Raw genomic sequence first — 18972 nt, 5'->3', positions numbered from 1 at the left:
CGGCCCCGGGAGGGCGCTCGCGGCTGCGGCGCATCCACAAGCAAGATTCAAGGTCAGTGTCTCCCGCTACTGTCGCTGCGCGGTGCGTCCGTGCCTGGCCCGAATTCGAGCGACTGGCCACTCGTACGCAGCTAGCATCCGCTCATGATCGAGGTGCGGCCGATGCAGCTGAGTGACATAGACGCCGTTTCGGCGATCCGAGTGAGCGGCTGGCGGGCGGCGTACGCCGGGATCGTGCCGCAGAGCTACCTCGACGCCATGAGCGTCGAAGAGGACGCGGCCCGGTGCCGGGAGTGGTTCAAGGCGGCCGGGAACCAGGTAGAAAACCTCGTCGCCACTGACGCTGGCACGGTGACCGGATGGGCTGCAACGGGGCCGCGCGCCGGCGATCCCGGCGGGGGCGCGACCGGTGAGCTTTATGCCCTCTACGTGCGGCCGGATCGGAAAGGAACCGGCTTGGGCCGACGGCTGATGGAGGCAGTACGTTCGTTCGCCGACGAGCGTGGATTCCGGCGTCTGGAACTCTGGGTCCTCGCGGACAACGCCCGGGCGCGACGGTTCTACGAGCACGCGGGTTTCTCGCCGGACGGCGCCGAGCGAGTCGAGGAATACGGTGGCGTTCCGCTCAGGGATGTGCGGTATGCGGGCCAGGTGCACCTCTCCGCCTGAGCCCTGGCGTTCCCCGTCGTTCCCCGCCGTTCGCCATCTGACCGGGCAAGCAGGGGGTTTGGCGTCGTTCTCCAGACTTTCCCGCTCGGTACGTTTGTGCCTGGCGCGGGTGTGGCGCGCCCGCCCCCCTCACGGAATCCTGTGGAGCCTGGCCGGTCCCGTCCGTAGTCTGAGCGCATGGCCCATGCAAAGACCTCGTACGTCTGCCTGCCGTGCCGGGCCTCGTACAAGCAACCGTACGTCGGCGCCCACGAACGGTTGTGCCCGCGTTGCGCTGAACCGCTCATCCATGTTGGCTCCGCCTTCGCCGTGCCGCGCCGTCGGGACACCGCTGGCTGGCGGGTGCTCTCTGCGCTGTTGCATGCGGGTGTCCGTTTCCACAAAAGCTGTTGCGGTGGCCCCGGCTATCGACCGCGGACCCTCAGGGAGATCCGTGAACGCATGGCGTTCGCCCGCTCCAGCGGGGAGCCGTTCGCCAAGTCATTGGTGCGCCGCGAGTTGCCCTAGCCAGTTTTTCTGGAAGCGGTGCCGAAGGTGTGGCCACCGGCGATCAGGGCGACGGTCTCCTCGTCGTTCATCGCCATGCGGCGGAAGGTCTCACGGATGTCGCGGGCCGCGGCGATCGGGTCCGGGTTGCCGTTCCACGTGCACCACTCCTCCGTGCCTCACCCTCTGGGCCCCGGGGCGGCCCGAACCAGACGGCGACAGACCGCACACCTGCGGCTGCTGGGCTCAACCCGACTCTGTGGCGAAGTGGCCGTTCCACCAGGCGCAGCGCAGATCCACCCGCACAGCGACCGCCGACCGGTCGCCGCCCCCGGGGCCCATCCCTCTCGACCGAGCCGGCCAGAAGGAGACAGCCACATCACCGGCACCACCCCGCCCCCGCTTGGTCTACATCGGCGCATAGAGTTCCTGCGCCGTGAGCTGCGCTGGCACCTGGAGTCGTTCGCGGAGCCGGGGCCTGACGGTCTGGTCTTCGTCGGTGAGAAGGGCGCTCCCTTCCGGCGGAGCACCTTCGGCCGGAGGTGGCGGAAGGCACGGGAGATCGTCGGCATGCCGGAGGGCTTCCGGTTCTACGATCTTCGTCACACCGGGCACACCCTGTCGACACGCTCCGGTGCCACGCTGAAGGACACGATGGTCCGGGTCGGGCAGTCGTCCGAGAAGGCTGCGCTGATCTACAGCACGCCGACGAGGAGCGCCAGGAGGAGGTCCCCGCGGGCCTGGACGCCACCGTCCGGAAGGCCGCGCTGCGGCAGCTCGGAAGGTTCCCGACAAGCCATCCGGCACGAATCTGGCACGCGGCGAGTGATCACGCAGGACAGCAAAAAGGCCCGGGTCTCTGACCTGGGCCTTCATCATGGAGCGGGTGACGAGAATCGAACTCGCGCTCTCAGCTTGGGAAGCTGATGTTCTACCATTAAACTACACCCGCGTAAGTCCCGACCGGAGATCCGGTCCCGGAACGCTGCTCACTGTACCTCATCCCGGACCCCCGGTGCTCGCGCCCTGGGGTCCGGTGTCGTTTCGGGGTGCGGATGTGGCTGCGGGGAGCCGGAGTTGGGGCGTACGGTGGTGGGGAGCGCAGGGGTTGTGTGCGGCCGGAGTGCCGCCTGGAGGGCCGTCTCTTTCATCCCGTAATGTGGCTTTCGTCGTCCGCCACGGCAGTGAGACGAAGCCTCTTGGGGAAGGGACTCTGAGGACTTGATGGAGCGCACCGTCGTCCGTTGTGCCGAAGGGCACGTGTTCAGCACCGCTTCGTTCCCGATGCAGCAGGCCGAGCGCCTCGGCCCCGGCCGGCTCGTCCGGTGTCCCCGCTGCGCCCGGCTCCGCAGCGCGGTGCCGGTGACCTTGCAGAAGCAGTAGCGGCAGGAGCGGAGAGGCCGTAGCGGCCAGCGGTTCGGGCGCGTGGAGTCGTCGCGATTGTGGTGGCTCCGCGCGCCTTGCGTATTCTCAGGGCGTGCTTCTCTCAGACAAGGACATCCGGACCGAGATCGACAAGGGCCGGGTCGTGATCGACCCGTTCGATCCGAGCATGGTGCAGCCCTCGAGCATCGACGTGCGGCTCGACCGCTACTTCCGGGTGTTCGAGAACCACAGGTACCCCCACATCGACCCCTCCATCGAGCAGGTCGACCTCACGCGGCTCGTCGAGCCCGAGGGCGACGAGCCGTTCATCCTGCATCCCGGGGAGTTCGTGCTGGCCTCGACCTACGAGGTCATCACCCTGCCCGATGATCTTGCTTCGCGGCTCGAGGGCAAGAGCTCCCTCGGACGGCTCGGGCTCGTCACCCACTCCACCGCCGGGTTCATCGACCCCGGCTTCTCCGGGCACGTCACGCTCGAGCTGTCCAACCTCGCCACCCTTCCGATCAAGCTCTGGCCGGGCATGAAGATCGGGCAGCTGTGCATGTTCCGGCTCACCTCGCCGGCCGAGTTCCCCTACGGCAGCGAGCGGTACGGCTCGCGCTACCAGGGCCAGCGCGGTCCCACGCCGTCCCGCTCCTTCCTGAACTTCCACCGGACGCAGGTGTGAGCGAGACATGACGAGCGACGCACGAGAGAACCTGACCTACGAGGACTTCGGACGCGCCGTCCGGGAACTCGCGCAGACCATCGCCGACGACGGCTACCAGCCCGACATCGTGCTCAGCATCGCGCGCGGCGGAGTGTTCGTGGCCGGCGGGCTCGCCTACGCCCTGGACTGCAAGAACATCCATCTGGTCAACGTCGAGTTCTACACCGGTGTGGGCACCACGCTGGACATGCCCGTGATGCTCGCCCCCGTCCCCAACGCGATCGACTTCACCGACAAGAAGGTCCTGATCGCCGACGACGTGGCCGACACCGGCAAGACGCTGAAACTCGTGCACGACTTCTGCGTGGAGACCGTCGCCGAGGTCCGCTCAGCAGTGATCTACGAGAAGTCCCAGTCACTGGTGAAGTGCGAGTACGTGTGGAAGCGCACCGATGACTGGATCAACTTCCCGTGGAGCGTCGAACCGCCGGTCGTGAAGCGAACCGGGCAGGTGCTGGACGCCTGAGGCTCCACCGAGGACACGAAGGCCCCGGCGCCGCTGCGCCGGGGCCTCTGCGTGGGGCTGCCGCTAGAACGTGCCCAGCTTGATGATCGACAGGATGGCGATCAGCTGGATCGCCGACGCGCCCAGGGCCTTCGGCCACGGCAGGTCGTGGGACCTGGAGACCATCAGGGTCAGCAGCGCGCCCGCCGCGACCCAGGTCGCCCAGCCCAGGAGCTGGACGAAGGACGCGTTGCCGCCGAAGAACATCGCGACGACCAGGCGTGGCGCGTCCGTGATGGACATGATCAGCATGGACAGCCCGACCGTGGGCTGCCAGGCGCCGTCGCCGCCGAGCTGGCGGGCCAGGGTGTGGGTGACCACGCCCAGGATGAAGGAGCTGATCACGATCGCCACGGCGGTCGTCAGGACGATCGGGATCGCGTTGGAGAGGGTGGCGTTGATCGCGTCCTGACGGGCGCCGTCGAAGCCGAAAACCGCGAGCAGGCCGTAGAGGAACGTCACGATCAGGGCCGGGCCCCACATCGCGTAGTCCCGCATCTGGAGGAACGTCTGGGTCGGGGACAGCACGATGCCCCGAAGCAGCTCCTTCCAGTGCAGCCGCGGGCCGGCCGGCGGTGCCGAGGCCTGGCCCGCGCGGTAGGTCTGGCCCTCGCCGTAGGGGTCCTCGCCTACGGAGAATGCCTGGGTGTGGCCCGGATTGTTGGCCGCGTACGGATCCGCGGTGTGGGGGTGGCCCCGGCCGTCGTCGCCGAAGTACTCCGGCTCGTCCTGGGGCTGCGGCGCCTGCCACTGCGGCCGGCCGCCGTAGGGCTGCGCTCCGCCGCCGTACGGCTGCTGCGGCGGTGCAGCGGGGTAGCCGTACGACGGGCCTTGCGACGCCTGCCGTCCGTACGACGGCCTCTCCGGCGCCTGCTGTCCGTACGGGGGGTGTTGCCCTCGCGCTTGCGGGGCACGGTTGTCCCGGCCGCCGCGTCCGATCCTGAATCCAGCCACGTCTTCGAACGTACCTGGTGTCGGGGGGTGACGTGGTGGGGCCGGGGGGACGGGACAGGGTTTGGGGCCGAGCTGTGACATCCCCTAAGGGGTCGTCAGGGTAGGGAATCAGGGACGTCTCAGTGGTCCCTCGGGGTCGCTGCCGTGCGGCGCCGGGAAGCCTCCACGGCGCCGCACGGGGGTGAGGCCGGTGGCTGTCCCCGGACCACCCGCGGGTCGTGCTCGGCACGGTGGAGTCCCGTGGCCGGTGTCGAGCCACGAAGAAGCCGCCTCGTACGGCCCCACGCCACCGGATGCCGGAAGGGATTACCGGTGGCCACCTCCGCCCGACAGCGACAGGTGCAGCCCTCCCGCGTGGGAGTCGGCCGTGACTGGAGCGAGTCCCCGAGACTGCGCCGGGAGGTCGTCCGCAGCTGTCGTCGCGGCCGGAACGTCCGGGGCGCCGGTGAAGTCCGCCGGAGCGTCGCACAGCCCGAACCAGTGCCCCAGAGCCTGCACCGTGCGCTCCGCGGCGAACCCGTCACCGTAGGGGTTGACGGCCTGCGCCATCCTGGCGTACGCCACGGGGTCGCGGAGCAGCCGGGTCACCTCTGCCACGATGCGCGCGCCGTCCGTACCGACGAGCACCACGGTTCCCGCGGCCACCCCTTCGGGACGCTCTGTGGCCTCGCGCATCACGAGCACGGGCTTGCCGAGGCTCGGTCCCTCCTCCTGGATACCGCCGCTGTCCGTGAGGATCAGGTGAGCCCGGTTCATCAGATGGGCGAAGCCCTCGTAGTCCAGCGGCTCGACGACCTTCACGTTCTCCAGCCCCGCGATTTTGGGCAGGATGGCGGACCGTACGGCGGGGTTGCGGTGGATCGGGAAGACCACGAGCAGGTCGGGGTGGAGCGAGGCCAGCGAGGAGAGGGCACCACCGATGGACTCCATGCCTTGGCCCCATGACTCTCTGCGGTGTGCCGTGACGAGGACGACCCGTCGCGGGTCCGCGTCCAGGAGCCTGACCGTGGGGTCGGACACCTGGCCGGCGGTGCGGTCAAGGGTCCTGAGCAGAGCGTCGATGACCGTGTTGCCGGTGACGACGACCGACTCCTCTGCCACCCCTTCACCCAGCAGGTTCTGCCGTGCGCTGGTCGTCGGGGCCAAGTGCAGGTCTGCCAGCCGGGTGGTGAGCCGGCGGTTCATCTCTTCCGGGTAGGGCGAGTACCGGCATTGAGTGCGCAGCCCCGCCTCCATGTGGACGACGGGGATCTTCTGGTAGAACGCGGCCAGCGCGCCGGCGAGCGTGGTGGTCGTGTCCCCCTGGACGAGGACAGCGTCGGGCCGTTCCCTTTCGAGGACTGGCTGGAGCCGGTGCAGTGTGCGGTTGGTGATGTCCGTCAGCGTCTGCCCGGCGCTGAGGATGCCCAGGTCGTGGTCGGGTGTGATGCCGAAAAGCCGGTTCACCTGGTCGAGTATCGACCGGTGCTGCCCGGTGACCGTCACCAGCGTCTCGAAGTCGGCCGACTCGCGCAGCGCTTCGACGACGGGTGCCATTTTGATCGCTTCCGGGCGGGTGCCGTAGACGGCCATGATTCGCTTCACGTTTCGCCTCCGGCTAGTTGGTCGCCGCACTGGTGCATATGCACCTGCTATCTCCCTCCACCGCGGCTGGAGCGAAGGCGGGCGCGCGGGTCGGCCGACCGGATCAGAGAAATCGCCCTTTCAGGTCCCGGTGGCAGGCCAGGTGCCTCAGGGGCCGAGTCCTGGCCGGCCCTGCTGTCTCGGGGGCCGTCGAACCACCGGCGCAGACCGCTGATGCGGCGCAGGTCGCGGCGGTGCCGCAGGGCGAGAGGGCACGGAGCACGGTAGGCCCGGACATGAGCACAGTGGTCCGTTCGAGTTGCCTTACCGGCCGGTCGCGCACATCGAAACCGTCTGTGCGTCCAAGACACCTAGCGTGGCTGGCACGTCCATTGTCCAGGCGGAGGCTATGCGGCCACACAAAGATCCCGCACCGGTGGTCCGGTCGAGTCGCTTGAGCGAGATGGCCCCGGTATACATCTGCGGGGTGCCGGTGCATGTGCTCACCCTCGCGCAAAGCATTGCTGTGGCCGAGGAGTTGATCGCCGAAGGGAGACCTCACCAGCACGTCTCGGTGAACGCGGCGAAAATCGTCAGGGCCCAGCGGGATCACGAACTGGCAGGCATCATCCGTTCCTGCTCCCTGACCAATGCCGACGGGCAGGCCGTGGTGTGGGCCGGCCGGATCCTCGGGCGGCGTCTTCCCGAACGGGTGGCGGGCATCGACTTCATGCTCGGCCTGTGGGAACGCGCGGCGCACGAGCGATACCGGGTGTTCCTGTTGGGGGCGGAGCCCGCGGTGGTGTGTCGGGTGGCGGCCATCGCGGCGAGCCGAGGCGTGGACGTCGTCGGATACCGCCACGGGTACTGGGGGCAGGAACAGGAGCCGGACGTGGTCGCCGCCGTCCGCGAAGCCCGTCCCGACATCCTCTTCCTTGCCGTGCCGACGCCGCGGAAGGAGTACTTCCTTGCCCGGAACCTGGCTGAGCTGAACTGCCGACTGGCGGTGGGCGTCGGCGGCGCCTTCGACGTGGTGGCCGGAATCAGGGCGCGTGCGCCCCGGTGGATGCGGCGAGCCGGCCTCGAGTGGTTCTTCCGGCTCATGCAGGAGCCACGGCGTCTGCTCGCCCGCTATGTCGTCGGCAACACCGCATTCGTCCTGCTGGTCCTGCGTGAGGCCGTGGGGCGGCGGAACGCGCGCGGGTAGCCCCGTCGCTGTCCCGCGTTCGCGCACCTCGGCGGCAAGGTGTCGCCCTCGCTGCACTCCTGTTTGACGAAGTTGGGAAAGGAACGCGTGTGTTCAGCACTGTCTCCGTTGTAGGGCTCGGATACATCGGGCTACCGACCGCTGCCGCGCTCGCCACCAAGGGCGTGGACGTCGTCGGTGTGGACATCAACCGCACCACGGTCGACCTGATCAACGCCGGCCAGGCGCCCTTCGTGGAGCCGGATCTCGCCGTCGCGGTGAGCGGTGCGGTGGCGATGGGACGCCTGCGCGCTTCATCGGAGGCCGAACCCGCCGACGCCTTCATCATCGCCGTCCCCACGCCCGTGGGCGAGGACCGGAAACCGGATCTGTCGTACGTCCGGGACGCGGCGGCGTCGGTGGCCGATGTGCTGCAACCGGGAGCGCTGGTGGTCCTTGAGTCGACGTCACCGCCGGGAACGACGCTGCAGCTCTCGCAGTGGCTGGCTGAGCGGCGGCCGGACCTGACCTTCCCGCACAGCGCGGGCGGCGCGGCGGACGTCCATGTCGCCCACTGCCCGGAGCGCGTCCTGCCGGGCAGGATCATGATTGAGATCGTGACGAACGACCGTCTGATCGGCGGTGTGAGCGAATGCTGCGGCGCTCGGGCGAAGGGACTGTACGAGTTGTTCACGCAGGGGCGGTGCCATGTCACGGACGCCACCACCGCCGAGATGGCCAAGCTGAGCGAGAACGCGTTCCGCGACGTCAACATCGCCTTCGCCAACGAGCTGTCGATGATCTGCGATCACCTTGGCGTCGACACGGCTGACGTGATCGCGCTGGCCAACCGGCACCCGCGGGTGAACATCCTGCAGCCGGGTCCCGGGGTCGGCGGGCACTGCATCGCCGTTGACCCGTGGTTCATCGTCAGCGCGGCCGGGGAGCAGGCCCGGCTGATCAGAACCGCCCGGCAGGTCAACGACGCCAAGCCGGGACACGTGATCGCGGAGGTGTCGAGGACCGCGGCCCGCTTCAAGGACCCGGTCATCGCCTGCCTGGGGCTGACCTTCAAGGCCAACGTGGACGATCTGCGGGAGAGTCCCGCCCTGTACATCGCGGCGGAACTCGCCCGGCAGGAGGTGGGTCGTCTGCTGGTGGTCGAGCCGCACATCACCGAACTGCCCTCCGTGCTCGCGCACACGGGGCAGACGAAGCTCGTGGACCTCGAGGCGGCACTCAACGAGTCGGATGTGATCGTGCTGCTCGTCGATCACGACGCCTTCCACGGGGTCAAGCGCACCATGCTGCGGGGGAAGGTCGTCTTCGACACCCGCGGTCTTTGGCGGTGACCTTCCCAGGGGCGACGGTACGTCAGGGTGGGGCCGGGTTCCCCCAGGGAGCCGGCCCCACCCGGGTCAGCGGCGGCCGGTGACGATGACGTACCAGCCGAAGGGACGCAGCCAGCTGGGCAGAAGGTGGCCGGACAGCGCGGGATGTTCGGTGGTCACCCGCACATCACGGAACGCGGAGAAGAGCTGTTTGGCCGACTTGCGGCTGTACAGGCGCACGAGGGGACGGTTCTTCAGCTGGGCCGCGCCGTACTCGAGCTCCGGCAGGTAGTCGCGCCAGCTCTGGTGACGCCAGCGCATGCCGATGAGATAGGTCAGGGCCTTCTGCGCCGCGAACAAGCTGTGCTTGTGATACAGCGCCACCATGAAGGTCGCTCCCGGACGCATGACCCGCCGCATTTCGGCCACGGCCTGCTCCGGGTGATCGGTGTGATGCAGGACACCGAAGGAATAGACCCCGTCGAAGGAGCCGTCGGGGAAAGGCATGCACTCGGCGTCGGCCACGCGGGCGACACCGGGGCGGCCTTCGAGCTTCAGGCGTGCCTGCGTCAGCCGGGCGCCCCGTTCCGCCAGGTCGATCGCGACCGTGTCCCGGGCGATACCGGCGATCACCGAATGATCTGTGCCGGCACCACAGCCGATCTCCAGCACTCGCCCGGGGGGCACCCACGAGCGCAGCAGGCTCGGCAGCCACGGCTGCAGCCGATAGCGACTGTGGGTCATTTGATCGTAGAATTCTTTTGTGCCCTCGGGTGCGGCCGCGTGATGTGTGCCCGCAGGATTTGCGGACCACTGTTCGCTCGCCGCGTTGCGTGCTTCCGTTTTCATGTGTGAGATCCTATGTGGCGGCGATTGCCTGAGCAGGAAAAACGCCCGCCGTGCGTGCAATATTCTGCCGCGCCGCGATTAATTCATTTTTGCTGTCACTCATTCGCTTTACTGTGTTGTGTTGCGGATCGGTGCCCCGCGGGGAATACCTTGGCTTCCGTCGGACTGTCACGGTCGTCTTCTGGAGGTTCCACTGGCTGCCCATCCTGATCACCGAGGTGATATGAAAGGCCGACAGCGATGGGCAGTTCTGACCGAATCGCGTTTCGGCGTCCCTCGCGTCAGGCAAATCGCCGCCGAACTGCTCGGGGAGGAACCCGTGGTGGTCATGGCCGCGTCCGATGCCGTCCGGAATGTTCGCGGATATCGGGCCGAACTGCGGCGGCAGCGGGTCTCGGCGGTGGCGCTGCTCACCAACGACATGACGCGCAGGCCGTTCGCGACGCCCGTCGAGCTGGTCGTCGCACTGGCTCCGGTGCGTCAGCGGTGCATCATCGACACCAGCCGCCCCGGCGAATGCGTTCCCGTCGGCAGCCGCGGAACCCTGACGGCCCGCTGTGCTCGGGACGCCGCAACGGCCGGTCGCCGCGTTCTGCGCGAACTCATCGCCCGTGAGATGCGGCCCCCGCACGATCAACCCCCGGCAGTCCCGACCGAGAGGCCGTGGGTCCTCGCGCTGTGGCGGGACGCGGGGGAGGTGGGGGTCGGTGGGGCGGTCAGTCATGTGTCCGGGATCCTCGCCGGTTTCCGGCGCGTCGGCTGGCGGGTTGCCCTGGTGACCAACGGCCTCCCGCCCGAGCAGTTGAGAGCGGCCGTCGACGTGGTCCGGATCGCCGAGCCCCTGCCGCGCGGTGAGCGCTTCATCCGCGAGTCGGCGCAGCTGGCCGCGAACGGCGGGATGCGTGAGACCGCCCTGGCGCTGGCCCTGCGCACACCGCCCTCGCTGGTGTACGAGCGAAACTCGTTCTTGTCGCGCGCGGGCGCCGACATCAGTAGAGAGCTGGGTGTCCCGCTGGTGCTGGAGTGGAACGCCTCCGTCGTGTGGGAGAACCGGCATTGGTACCGGGACGCACCCCTGAAGCGGGTCTTCCAGCTCATCGGAACGCGCTACGAGCGGCACACGGCCAGGAGCGCGCGTCTCGTCGCGGCAGTTTCACGGGCCGCTGCGGTGATGGCGATCGAGGCGGGAGCCGACCCCGGCAGGGTCGAGGTGGTCGCGAACGCGGTCGACGCGGACCGCGTCCCCGAGCCGTCGCCACTGCCGGCCCGCGAAGGAGCCCGGCTGGGCTGGGTCGGCAGTTTCGGGCACTGGCACGGCGTGGACGTGGCGATCGAGAGCCTTCGTCACCTCCCGCCGGATGTCGAGCTGGTCCTGGTCGGCGACGGAGTGCGGCGGCAGGAATGCGAACGAATGGCCGGCCGGCTGGGCGTCGGCCACCGCATCGCCTGGACCGGCAGCGTCCCCCACGACGAGGCCCTCGATGTCCTGTCGCGCTGTGACGTGCTCCTGTCTCCGCACGTGTGGAAGGGAACGAGTCCCTTCTTCGGCTCTCCCACGAAGCTGTTCGAGTACATGGCACTCGGCAGGCCCGTGGTTGCCAGCCGTCTGGACCAGATCGGCGAGATGCTGAAGGACGGCGTCACCGCGGTGCTCACCGAGCCCGGTGACCCCGTGTCCCTCGCCGAGGGCGTCAGGCGGACGTTGGAACTGCCCGACCGCGGTGCGACGCTCGGCCACAACGCGCGCCGGGAAGCGCTCGCCGAGCACACCTGGGAACGGCGGGCCGAGCAGATCCTCTCCCGGCTGTCCCTGCCGACGACTCGTCCTGTCGCGGAGAGAGGCTGACCATGTGCGGGATCGTGGGAATCTACGAGTACGGGCGTGCGGAGGGGCGCGTTACGGCCGACACGGTCATCCGGATGCGCGACAGACTGGTCCATCGAGGACCGGACGGTGCCGGAGTGCACATCAGCGAAGACGGCCGCGTGGGCCTCGGCCACCGCAGGCTGGCCATCGTGGACCTCGCCCACGGCGCCCAGCCCATGTTCGGCGAGGGCGGAGAGTGCCTGGTCTTCAACGGCGAGATCTACAACTATCCCGCGCTGCGCCGTGAACTCGAGGGCAGGGGCGCCAGGTTCCGTACCGACTGCGACACCGAGGTCATCCTCCACGCGTACCGGCACTACGGCGAGGCGTGTGTCAACCGTCTGACGGGCATGTTCGCCTTCGTGCTCTGGGACCCCGGGGCGGCACGGCTGCTGTTCGCCAGGGATCCGCTCGGAGAGAAGCCGCTCTACTGGACCGCTCGGGACGGGACCTTCCTGTTCGCGTCCGAGGCCAAGGCATTGCTGGCCCACCCGATGGTCACCGGCGAGGTCAACACGAAGGTGCTGGAGAGCTACCTGGCTAACCTCGTGGTGCCCTCCCCGGCGACCCTCTACAGGGGGATCAACAAGTTGCCGCCGGGGACGGCCGGTTGGTGTGACGCGAAAGGCGTCCGTACCTGGCGGTACTGGGACGTCACCGCGGCGCGCTCCTTCCTGGATGTGTCCCTGTCCGACGCCGCGTCGCAGGTACGGAAACTGCTGGAGGGGTCCGTGCAGTCGCGGTTGATGAGCGATGTGCCGGTCGGGGTCCTGCTCAGCGGTGGGTTCGACTCAACGTCGCTCGTCGCCCTCCTCCATGACCGGGCCGCTCGGACCTCGACCTTCTCGGTGGGCTTCGCCGACGCTCCGGACCTGGACGAACGGGAGGAGGCGCGCTGGGTGGCCCGGCATTTCGGGACGGACCACCACGAGGTCACGGTGTCTCCGCGAGAGGCTCTGGAATCACTGACGACCATGGTGCACCACCAGGACGAGCCGCTCGCGGACCCCGTCTGCATGCCGTTGGGATTCGTCTGCGCACTGGCCCGCCGCCGCGGGGTGCCTGTGGTGCTGGCCGGTGAAGGCGCGGACGAACTGTTCTGGGGCTATCCCGGATACGTGCGGGCGATGCGACGACAGCGCGAGTTGCAGCTGCTGCAACGGCTGCCCGCCGGCGCACGCCACATCCTCACCGCCGCGGTACCACGCTCACGGCGCCGGAGAGGGTTCGACCTGCTCGTGGGCGCGGTCGGCGGCCGGCAGCTGCCGATGCACTACCCGCTCGGCATCCCGTCCTCCCTGCGTTCCGAGGTGCTGCTGTCACGCCCGTACGACCCGCCCCTGATCCCGCCGCAGCTCAGCGGCGACGAGAACGCCCTGCAAACGGTGGCGTTCGACACCCAGCACTACGAGTTCAGCCTTCGGCTCCCCGAGCTGCTGCTCATGCGTATCGACCGGTTCTCCATGGCGCACTCTGTCGAGGCCCGTGTCCCATTCCTCGATCCCGAGCTCGTGGAGTACGCCTATCGGCTGCCCGTGCGCCACAAGCTGGACGGTGACCGCACCAAGGTGGTGCTGCGTCGTGCCCTCTCCGACATCGTGCCCGGGAGGGTGATGAACAGGGCGAAGCAAGGGTTCGGCGCTCCGATCGCGCACTGGCTGCGCGGTCCCATGGGGGACGCGCTTGTCGATCTACTGACCGCTCCGGCGATGCGTGATTACTTCCGCACGGAGACGGTCGCGGACATGGTCGCGGAACACCGGATGGGGCGGGGCCGGCACGCCTGGTTTCTGTGGCCCATCCTCAACTTCGCGGTGTGGCACCGGGTATGGATCGAAGGCGAATCGGCGGACGAGCTGACCGACCGGATGCTGAGCAGGTGCATCGTTGAGGCGCGCTGACCACGTCGACCCCGTGCGCGCCGAGCCGGTCCTGGCCCGCATGCGACGGCGGGCCGTCTCGGCGGCCGCGCTGCCGCCCGGGGTCCTCGCCGCCGAGGCGGGCTGGCGAGCCGTGCGCGGCGGACTGAGGGCGCTCGCGGATCGGCGGGAGCGCATGGTCGGCGCGCGTCCAGCGTCGCCGGAGAACTGGAGTCACTTCCTCCTCGGTGGCTCGGCTACCCGGCCGAAGGTCGCGCCGAGCCCACTGGAGCTGGAGGAGTGCCTTCGTGAGGCGGATGCCGCTCTGGCGGGCAGTTTCACCGTCCTGGGTTACGGCAGCGTGGTGGTCGACACGAAGGGGCACGGCTGGCATCACGACCCGGTCCACGGCTTCACCTGGCCAGAACTGCACCACCGTCTTCTCGGCCCCGTTCCCGGCCGCGCCGACATCAAGGTGCCGTGGGAGATCGGCCGGTTGCAGTGGCTGACCGCGCTCGCGCGGGCCCACGCCTACACCGGCGACTCCCGATACCTGGATGGCGCGGTGGAACTGCTCCGTTCCTGGGCAGCAGCCAACCCCGTGGGGTACGGGCCCAACTGGGCGAACGCCATGGAGGCCGGGATCCGGGCCGCCAACCTGGTGTGGGCGGCCGAGATCTTCGGCGACCCGGTCTTCACGTCGCTGGCTGGAGGGATGCTCCGAGACCACGGATGGTTCATCGTGGGCAACCTCGAATACAGTCCGCGGCTGACCAGCAACCACTACCTGGCCGACCTCGTCGGTCTGGTCCACGTGGGCGGGGCCCTGCGACACGGCTCCGCCGGCAGGTTCTGGCTCCGCATGGGCGCTCGCCGGCTCCAGCGGGAAATCATCAAGCAGTTCCACGAGGACGGTTCCAACTTCGAGGCGTCCACGGGGTACCACCGGCTTTCGACTGAGCTGTCCCTTGTGGGTCTGCTCGCGCTGCGCCGCCTCCGTGCGCCGGTCCGGCCAGAAGTCCTCGACCGCCTTCTGGCGGCGGTGGATGCGCTGTCCGCGCTGACCAAACCCGACGGGCTCGTGCCCGCTGTCGGCGACGACGACAGCGGTCTGGTCGTGGGTCTGCAGTCCGGACGGAATCCGCGCGACGCCTCCGCGCTCGTCGCCGCCGCGGCGGCTCTGCGAGAGGCGGCCCCGTCACGGGAGACGGCGGGGCCGGAACTGGCCCAGTGGTGCGGGGCACCGGCACAGCCGGCCGGGACCCGGCCGGCGGCCACTGCCTACCCCGGAGCCGGCTGGTACGTGCTGTCGGCGGGACCGTACTGGTGCCTCACGGAGTGCGGCGGAGTGGGACAGCGCGGCAACGGTGGCCACGGCCACAACGACACGTTGTCCTTCGTACTCTGCGTGAACGGGCGCGAGATCGTCACAGACCCCGGGACCGGGCTGTACACACCGGATCCGGAGTTGCGGAACCTGCTGCGCGCCACCCGCTCGCACGCCACGGTCGAGGCGGACGGCCAGGAGCAGAACCGCTTCGCCCCCGCCCTGCTGTTCACCATGCGGAACGATGACCGCCCCCGCGTGGTTCACCACCATCTCGACGGCTCGGGCCCTCAGATCGTCGAGGCTGTCCACGAGGGGTACCACCGGCTCGGCGATCCCCTTCGGCACCGGCGCCGCTTCGTCCTGGACCGCCATGGGCTGACGGTCGTCGACCACATCGGCTGCCGCGCCCCGCACACCCTCGTGATCAGCCTTCCATTGGCCCCCGGGGTACGTGCCGAGCAACGCCACCGCGAAACCCTGCTGGTGGCCGACGGTACGACGGTGGTCCTCAGCCAGACGTCGGGTCCCCGGCTGTCCTTCGTGGCCGAGGAGATGCCGTGGTCCCCCGCCTACGGCCGCGTCGTCACCGCACAGGTCCTTCGCGCCACTGTGCGGACCAGGGACCCGGTGTCCTGGGGGATTCGGTTCCGGATGTCGGAGGGAGCACGGACAGCATGAAGATCCTCATGGCTGTGGTGTCGGACCTGCGGAGCGACGCACGCGTACGGCGGGAGGCAGCCGCGCTGGCCGCGGACGGGCACGACGTGCGGGTCGTGGGCTTCGACTCCGGGGTCCGGCGCCCGAGCAGAACGGTGGAAGAAGGCGTCCGCTACGACGTGGTGCCGTTCCCTTCGCGGAATCTGCCCCGGCCGCTCAGGCTGGCCCGCGCGGGAGTCGGCGCCGCGCGTGCCGCGCTGCTCATGTGCCGCGAAAGGCCGGACGCCCTGCACTGCCACAATCTCCACCTCAGTCTGCCCGCGCTGCTCTTGGCGCGCCGTCACGGTTCGGCGCTTGTGTACGACGCGCATGAGTTGGAGGCATGCAAGCACCGCGGGCCGGTGCGCCGGGTGATCGAACGGTGGGAACGGGTGATCTGGCGCAGCTCTCGCGCCCGCATCACCACCAATCCGTCGCGCGCGAAGTACCTGGAGCAGCTATACGGCAGCCGCCCGGCCGTCGTCGGGAACTATCCGCGTACGCCCGGCCCCGGTATGGAGCCGAAGGATCTCCGCGCCCGGCTGGGCATCCCCCGCGACCGGCTGGTGCTGATCTTCCAGGGGGGCTTCTACCTCGACTCGCGTTGCTTCGGCACGGTCGCGACCGCGTTGCGTGAGCTGCCCGAGTGGCACTGGGTGCTCATCGGCTTCGGCAGCGACGACACCGTGCGCAAACTGCGGGAACTGATCGCGGAGTGCGGAATCGAGGACCGGACCAGCATCCTGCCCGCCGTGCCGGTGGACGAGCTCCTGTCGTACACCGCCGGCGCGGACGCCGGCGTGGTGGCTCTCACCAACTCCGGTCTGAACTGCTACCTGGGCGACACCAACAAGCTCTACGAGTACCTGATGGCCGGACTCGCAGTGGTCGGGAGTGACTTCCCCGAGGTGCGCAGGGCGGTACTGGAGGGTCCGGCCGGACCGACCGGGGTGCTGTTCGACCCGGCGAGTTCCGCGTCGGTCGCCCGGGCCCTGCGCGAGGTCGCCGACCGACTGTCGATGTTCCGGCGCAACGCCGTGAAAGCACGGGCGGCGTACTCCTGGGAGACCGAGAGCAGGACGCTGACGCGCCTCTACCGTGCGCTCGCGACGCGGGAGGACGCACGGCCCCCATCCGATCAGCGACGGCCGGCTGAGCCGTCCAGTCTTCCGAAAGGCGCTTGACGTGAAGGCAGTACTGCTGTCGGCCCGGGACGGTTCGATCAGTGTCGGGGAGATTCCGCCCCCGGCGGTGCAGTGGGGCACGGTACTGATCCGCAACAGCTACTCGCTGATCAGCGCCGGTACCGAGCGGGCGACCCTGGAGACGGGCGCCAGCAGCCTCGTGGGAAAGGCGCGTCAGCGTCCCGACCAGGTACGGCAGGTCCTCAACACGGCCCGGCAACTGGGCATCGTGGAGACGTACCGGATGGTCCAGGACCGACTCGACCGGCCCATGACGCTCGGCTACTCCTGTGCCGGCGAGGTGATCGCCGTCGGCGAGGGAGTCGACGACATCACCCCCGGCATGCGGGTGGCTGCGGGTGGCGCCGGTTACGCCTCCCACGCGGAGATCGTGGCTGTCCCCCGCAACCTGGTCGTGCCCGTGCCCGAGGGCGTGGAGGACCGCTGGGCCGCATTCGCCACCGTCGGGGCCATCGCGCTCCACGGAATCCACCAGGCCGACGCGGTTCCGGGCTCCCGGGTCGCGGTGATCGGTCTCGGACTGGTGGGACAGCTCACCCTGCGGCTCCTGCGGGCCTACGGTTACGACACGGTCGGTGTGGACCAGGACGCCGCGGCCGTCGACGCGGCCCGAGCCGGCGGATTCGTCGCCCACGTCCGAACGGCGGAGGACCTGACCGGGACGATCGCGCGTCACTGGGGCGGGGCACGGGCGGACGCGGTGCTGGTGACGGCGGCGACCTCGAGCACCGATCCCGTGGAGCTGGCCGGATGCCTGGCGCGTGACCGGGCCACCGTGGTGGTCGTCGGAGACGTCAAGGTGGCTCCATCCCGGTCCTCGTACTACCACAAAGAACTGTCGGTCCGTTACTCCCGCTCGTACGGACCGGGGCGCTACGACCCTCGTTTCGAGGAAGCGGGCCAGGAGTACCCCGAGGGGTACGCGCCGTGGACCGAGCGCCGCAACCTGGCCGAGGTCCTCAGGCTTGTGCCGAAGCTGGACCTGGAGGGCTTGGACCCCCGGGTCTTCGCCGTGGAGGACGCCGCCGAGGCGTACCGCGTGCTGAACGCGGAACGGCCGCGGCGTCGTGTCGCTCTGCTGTTGCGCTATCCCGGTACCGCCGACCTGACCGAGCCACCGCGGCGTCAGGACGAGCCCACCACCTGGTCGCCGCCGGCCGCGGAGGCGAGGATCGCCGCGATCGGAGCAGGGAACTTCGCCACCAAGATGCTGTTCCCGCACCTGCGCCGTGAACGAGGCGTCAGCTTCTCGTGGGTGGCGAGCGCACGGGGGCTCACGGCCGTGCAGCAGAGCAGGCGATGGGGGTTCCGCAGCGTCGCGGAGAGCGCCGTACACGGACTGGCGTCAGGCGATGCGGACTGCGTGATGGTGCTGTCCCGTCATGACAGCCATGGGCACTACGCTGCAGAGGTGTTGCGCCGCGGTACCGCGTTGTACTGCGAGAAGCCCTTGGGCCTCACCGAGCAGGAACTGGATGAGGTGGCGGCCGCCTGGTCCCGGTCCGGCGCCCCGGCGCTCGTGGGCTTCAACCGGCGGTTCGCCCCGGCAGTACGGGACTTGCGTGCCACACTGCCCGAGGGGGCGCCGCTCCAGGTCGTCTACCGGGTCTTCGCCGGCCGGTTGCCTGCCGATCACTGGTACTTCGATCAGCGGCAGGGCGGTCGGCTGCTCGGCGAGGTCTGCCATTTCATCGACACCGCGAACTTCCTCGTCCCGGGCAGGCCGGTGAGTGTGACCGCCACGGGTGTGGACAGCGGGGATCCCACGTCGGCCCAGAGTGTCACTCTGCAGATCGCCTATGCGGACTCGTCGACCGCTTCCATCGTGTATGGCGGTCTCACACCGCCCGGGGCGCCCAAGGAGTTCATCGAGGTGGCCTGTGACGGTGTCGCCGCCCGGATTGAGGACTTCGCGTCCTTGACCGTGTGGAAGGGCGGGAAGACATCGGCGTCGGTCTATCGCGGAGGGCCCAAGGGGCATGCCGAGGAGATGCGGGCCCTGACGCGGCTGCTGCGGGGTGAGCAGGTCGCCGAGGCGGACTTCCCGCTGGCGCTGTGGAGTTCGCTCGTCACCTGCCGGACGGCAGCTGCCCTCGCGACCAGCGGTCCTGTGGCAACCGACCCGGTCACCCCGGCGCTTGCGGAGGCCCTCGGCTGCACTCCCGGCGCCAGTGTTGCCGGACATGACTGCGGACGCGAAGCGAGCCCACGCCCCGCCCCAGTAGGCCGGGGTACATCCGGCGTATGAGTCCGGGCGGACGCCGCCGCCGTGGCCGGCGCTCGGTATCGAGCGCCGGCGGTCGGCGGTTCCTGTCCGAGTCCGTTCCTCAGGTAGCGGCGGTCGGGTCGACATACGAGCGAGAGCGGCGCACGTCGC

At 69.3% G+C, this 18972-nt stretch carries 14 protein-coding genes, 1 tRNA gene and 2 pseudogenes; 12 read left to right on the top strand and 5 right to left on the bottom strand.

The window, feature by feature from the left end:
* The first annotated feature begins 144 nt into the window (after positions 1-144).
* Together ACIRC0_RS17430 and ACIRC0_RS17425 are read left to right on the top strand one after the other, a co-directional pair.
* A complete protein-coding gene (locus tag ACIRC0_RS17430; protein WP_403617015.1) occupies positions 145-669 on the top strand; it encodes a GNAT family N-acetyltransferase in 525 nt (174 codons plus the stop codon).
* A 177-nt stretch (positions 670-846) separates the two neighbouring features.
* Complete coding sequence (locus tag ACIRC0_RS17425; RefSeq protein ID WP_403617014.1) at positions 847-1176, top strand: deoxyxylulose-5-phosphate synthase; 330 nt, start codon at positions 847-849, stop codon at positions 1174-1176.
* 20 nt (positions 1177-1196) lie between these two features.
* Here ACIRC0_RS17425 and ACIRC0_RS17420 read toward each other — a convergent pair.
* Positions 1197-1310, bottom strand: a pseudogene (locus ACIRC0_RS17420) (peroxidase family protein); the annotation flags it as partial.
* 271 nt (positions 1311-1581) lie between these two features.
* On the opposite strand from ACIRC0_RS17420, the pseudogene ACIRC0_RS17415 reads away from it, so the two are divergent.
* A pseudogene (locus ACIRC0_RS17415) lies at positions 1582-1984 on the top strand (site-specific integrase); the annotation flags it as partial.
* A 49-nt stretch (positions 1985-2033) separates the two neighbouring features.
* On the opposite strand, the gene ACIRC0_RS17410 reads toward ACIRC0_RS17415, so the two are convergent.
* Positions 2034-2107: transfer RNA gene (locus ACIRC0_RS17410), tRNA-Gly, on the bottom strand.
* A 525-nt stretch (positions 2108-2632) separates the two neighbouring features.
* Between ACIRC0_RS17410 and dcd the strand changes: the two genes are divergently transcribed.
* On the top strand, positions 2633-3208 hold the full coding sequence (gene dcd, locus ACIRC0_RS17405; protein WP_403617013.1) for a dCTP deaminase: 576 nt from the start codon (positions 2633-2635) through the stop codon (positions 3206-3208).
* A 7-nt stretch (positions 3209-3215) separates the two neighbouring features.
* Entirely contained in the window at positions 3216-3716 is a 501-nt protein-coding gene (locus ACIRC0_RS17400) for a phosphoribosyltransferase (RefSeq protein ID WP_403617012.1), read from the top strand.
* Positions 3717-3779: 63 nt separating this feature from the next.
* On the opposite strand, the gene ACIRC0_RS17395 is transcribed toward ACIRC0_RS17400, so the two are convergent.
* Both ACIRC0_RS17395 and wecB read right to left on the bottom strand, forming a co-directional pair.
* Positions 3780-4790 carry a YIP1 family protein gene (locus ACIRC0_RS17395; RefSeq protein WP_403617011.1) on the bottom strand — a complete coding sequence of 337 codons (1011 nt, stop codon included), beginning with the start codon at positions 4788-4790 and terminating at the stop codon, positions 3780-3782.
* Between the two features lie 225 nt (positions 4791-5015).
* On the bottom strand, positions 5016-6293 hold the full coding sequence (gene wecB, locus ACIRC0_RS17390) for a non-hydrolyzing UDP-N-acetylglucosamine 2-epimerase (RefSeq protein WP_403617010.1): 1278 nt from the start codon (positions 6291-6293) through the stop codon (positions 5016-5018).
* A 442-nt stretch (positions 6294-6735) separates the two neighbouring features.
* On the opposite strand from wecB, the gene ACIRC0_RS17385 reads away from it, so the two are divergent.
* A complete protein-coding gene (locus tag ACIRC0_RS17385; protein ID WP_403617353.1) occupies positions 6736-7479 on the top strand; it encodes a WecB/TagA/CpsF family glycosyltransferase in 744 nt (247 codons plus the stop codon).
* Between the two features lie 89 nt (positions 7480-7568).
* Positions 7569-8810, top strand: coding sequence for a UDP-N-acetyl-D-mannosamine dehydrogenase (gene wecC, locus ACIRC0_RS17380; protein WP_403617009.1), 1242 nt, complete (start codon positions 7569-7571; stop codon positions 8808-8810).
* A gap of 66 nt (positions 8811-8876) precedes the next feature.
* Here wecC and ACIRC0_RS17375 read toward each other — a convergent pair whose 3' ends face one another.
* On the bottom strand, positions 8877-9638 hold the full coding sequence (locus ACIRC0_RS17375) for a class I SAM-dependent methyltransferase (RefSeq protein WP_403617008.1): 762 nt from the start codon (positions 9636-9638) through the stop codon (positions 8877-8879).
* A gap of 328 nt (positions 9639-9966) precedes the next feature.
* Here ACIRC0_RS17375 and ACIRC0_RS17370 point away from each other — a divergent pair, with 328 nt between their 5' ends.
* The 5 genes from ACIRC0_RS17370 to ACIRC0_RS17350 are packed head-to-tail and all read left to right on the top strand — an operon-like array spanning position 9967 to position 18843.
* The gene (locus tag ACIRC0_RS17370; RefSeq protein WP_403617007.1) at positions 9967-11484 is read left to right on the top strand and encodes a glycosyltransferase family 4 protein; all 1518 of its coding nucleotides are present in this window, start codon (positions 9967-9969) and stop codon (positions 11482-11484) included.
* A gap of 2 nt (positions 11485-11486) precedes the next feature.
* The gene (gene asnB / locus ACIRC0_RS17365; protein ID WP_403617006.1) at positions 11487-13406 is read left to right on the top strand and encodes an asparagine synthase (glutamine-hydrolyzing); all 1920 of its coding nucleotides are present in this window, start codon (positions 11487-11489) and stop codon (positions 13404-13406) included.
* Entirely contained in the window at positions 13393-15372 is a 1980-nt protein-coding gene (locus ACIRC0_RS17360; RefSeq protein ID WP_403617005.1) for a heparinase II/III family protein, read from the top strand. The genes asnB and ACIRC0_RS17360 overlap by 14 nt, the downstream gene beginning before the upstream one ends.
* Complete coding sequence (locus tag ACIRC0_RS17355; RefSeq protein WP_403617004.1) at positions 15369-16574, top strand: glycosyltransferase; 1206 nt, start codon at positions 15369-15371, stop codon at positions 16572-16574. Before ACIRC0_RS17360 ends, ACIRC0_RS17355 begins: the two co-directional genes overlap by 4 nt.
* A gap of 1 nt (position 16575) precedes the next feature.
* Entirely contained in the window at positions 16576-18843 is a 2268-nt protein-coding gene (locus tag ACIRC0_RS17350) for a bi-domain-containing oxidoreductase (protein ID WP_403617003.1), read from the top strand.
* Positions 18844-18972 lie beyond the last annotated feature (129 nt).

The organism is Streptomyces sp. NPDC093984, from assembly GCF_044764595.1.
Taxonomy (GTDB): Bacteria; Actinomycetota; Actinomycetes; order Streptomycetales; family Streptomycetaceae; genus Streptomyces; species Streptomyces cynarae.
This window is presented reverse-complemented; position numbering and strand designations above follow the sequence as displayed.

What these genes read in the sequence shown, in the direction of transcription:
- ACIRC0_RS17395 (WP_403617011.1), bottom strand. Translation starts at nt 4,790, where the DNA reads ATGTCACAGCTCGGCCCCAAACCCTGTCCCGTCCCCCCGGCCCCACCA.
- asnB (WP_403617006.1), top strand. Translation starts at nt 11,487, where the DNA reads ATGTGCGGGATCGTGGGAATCTACGAGTACGGGCGTGCGGAGGGGCGC.
- ACIRC0_RS17430 (WP_403617015.1), top strand. Translation starts at nt 145, where the DNA reads ATGATCGAGGTGCGGCCGATGCAGCTGAGTGACATAGACGCCGTTTCG.
- ACIRC0_RS17400 (WP_403617012.1), top strand. Translation starts at nt 3,216, where the DNA reads ATGACGAGCGACGCACGAGAGAACCTGACCTACGAGGACTTCGGACGC.
- ACIRC0_RS17385 (WP_403617353.1), top strand. Translation starts at nt 6,736, where the DNA reads ATGGCCCCGGTATACATCTGCGGGGTGCCGGTGCATGTGCTCACCCTC.
- ACIRC0_RS17425 (WP_403617014.1), top strand. Translation starts at nt 847, where the DNA reads ATGGCCCATGCAAAGACCTCGTACGTCTGCCTGCCGTGCCGGGCCTCG.
- ACIRC0_RS17355 (WP_403617004.1), top strand. Translation starts at nt 15,369, where the DNA reads ATGAAGATCCTCATGGCTGTGGTGTCGGACCTGCGGAGCGACGCACGC.
- ACIRC0_RS17370 (WP_403617007.1), top strand. Translation starts at nt 9,967, where the DNA reads ATGGCCGCGTCCGATGCCGTCCGGAATGTTCGCGGATATCGGGCCGAA.
- ACIRC0_RS17375 (WP_403617008.1), bottom strand. Translation starts at nt 9,638, where the DNA reads ATGAAAACGGAAGCACGCAACGCGGCGAGCGAACAGTGGTCCGCAAAT.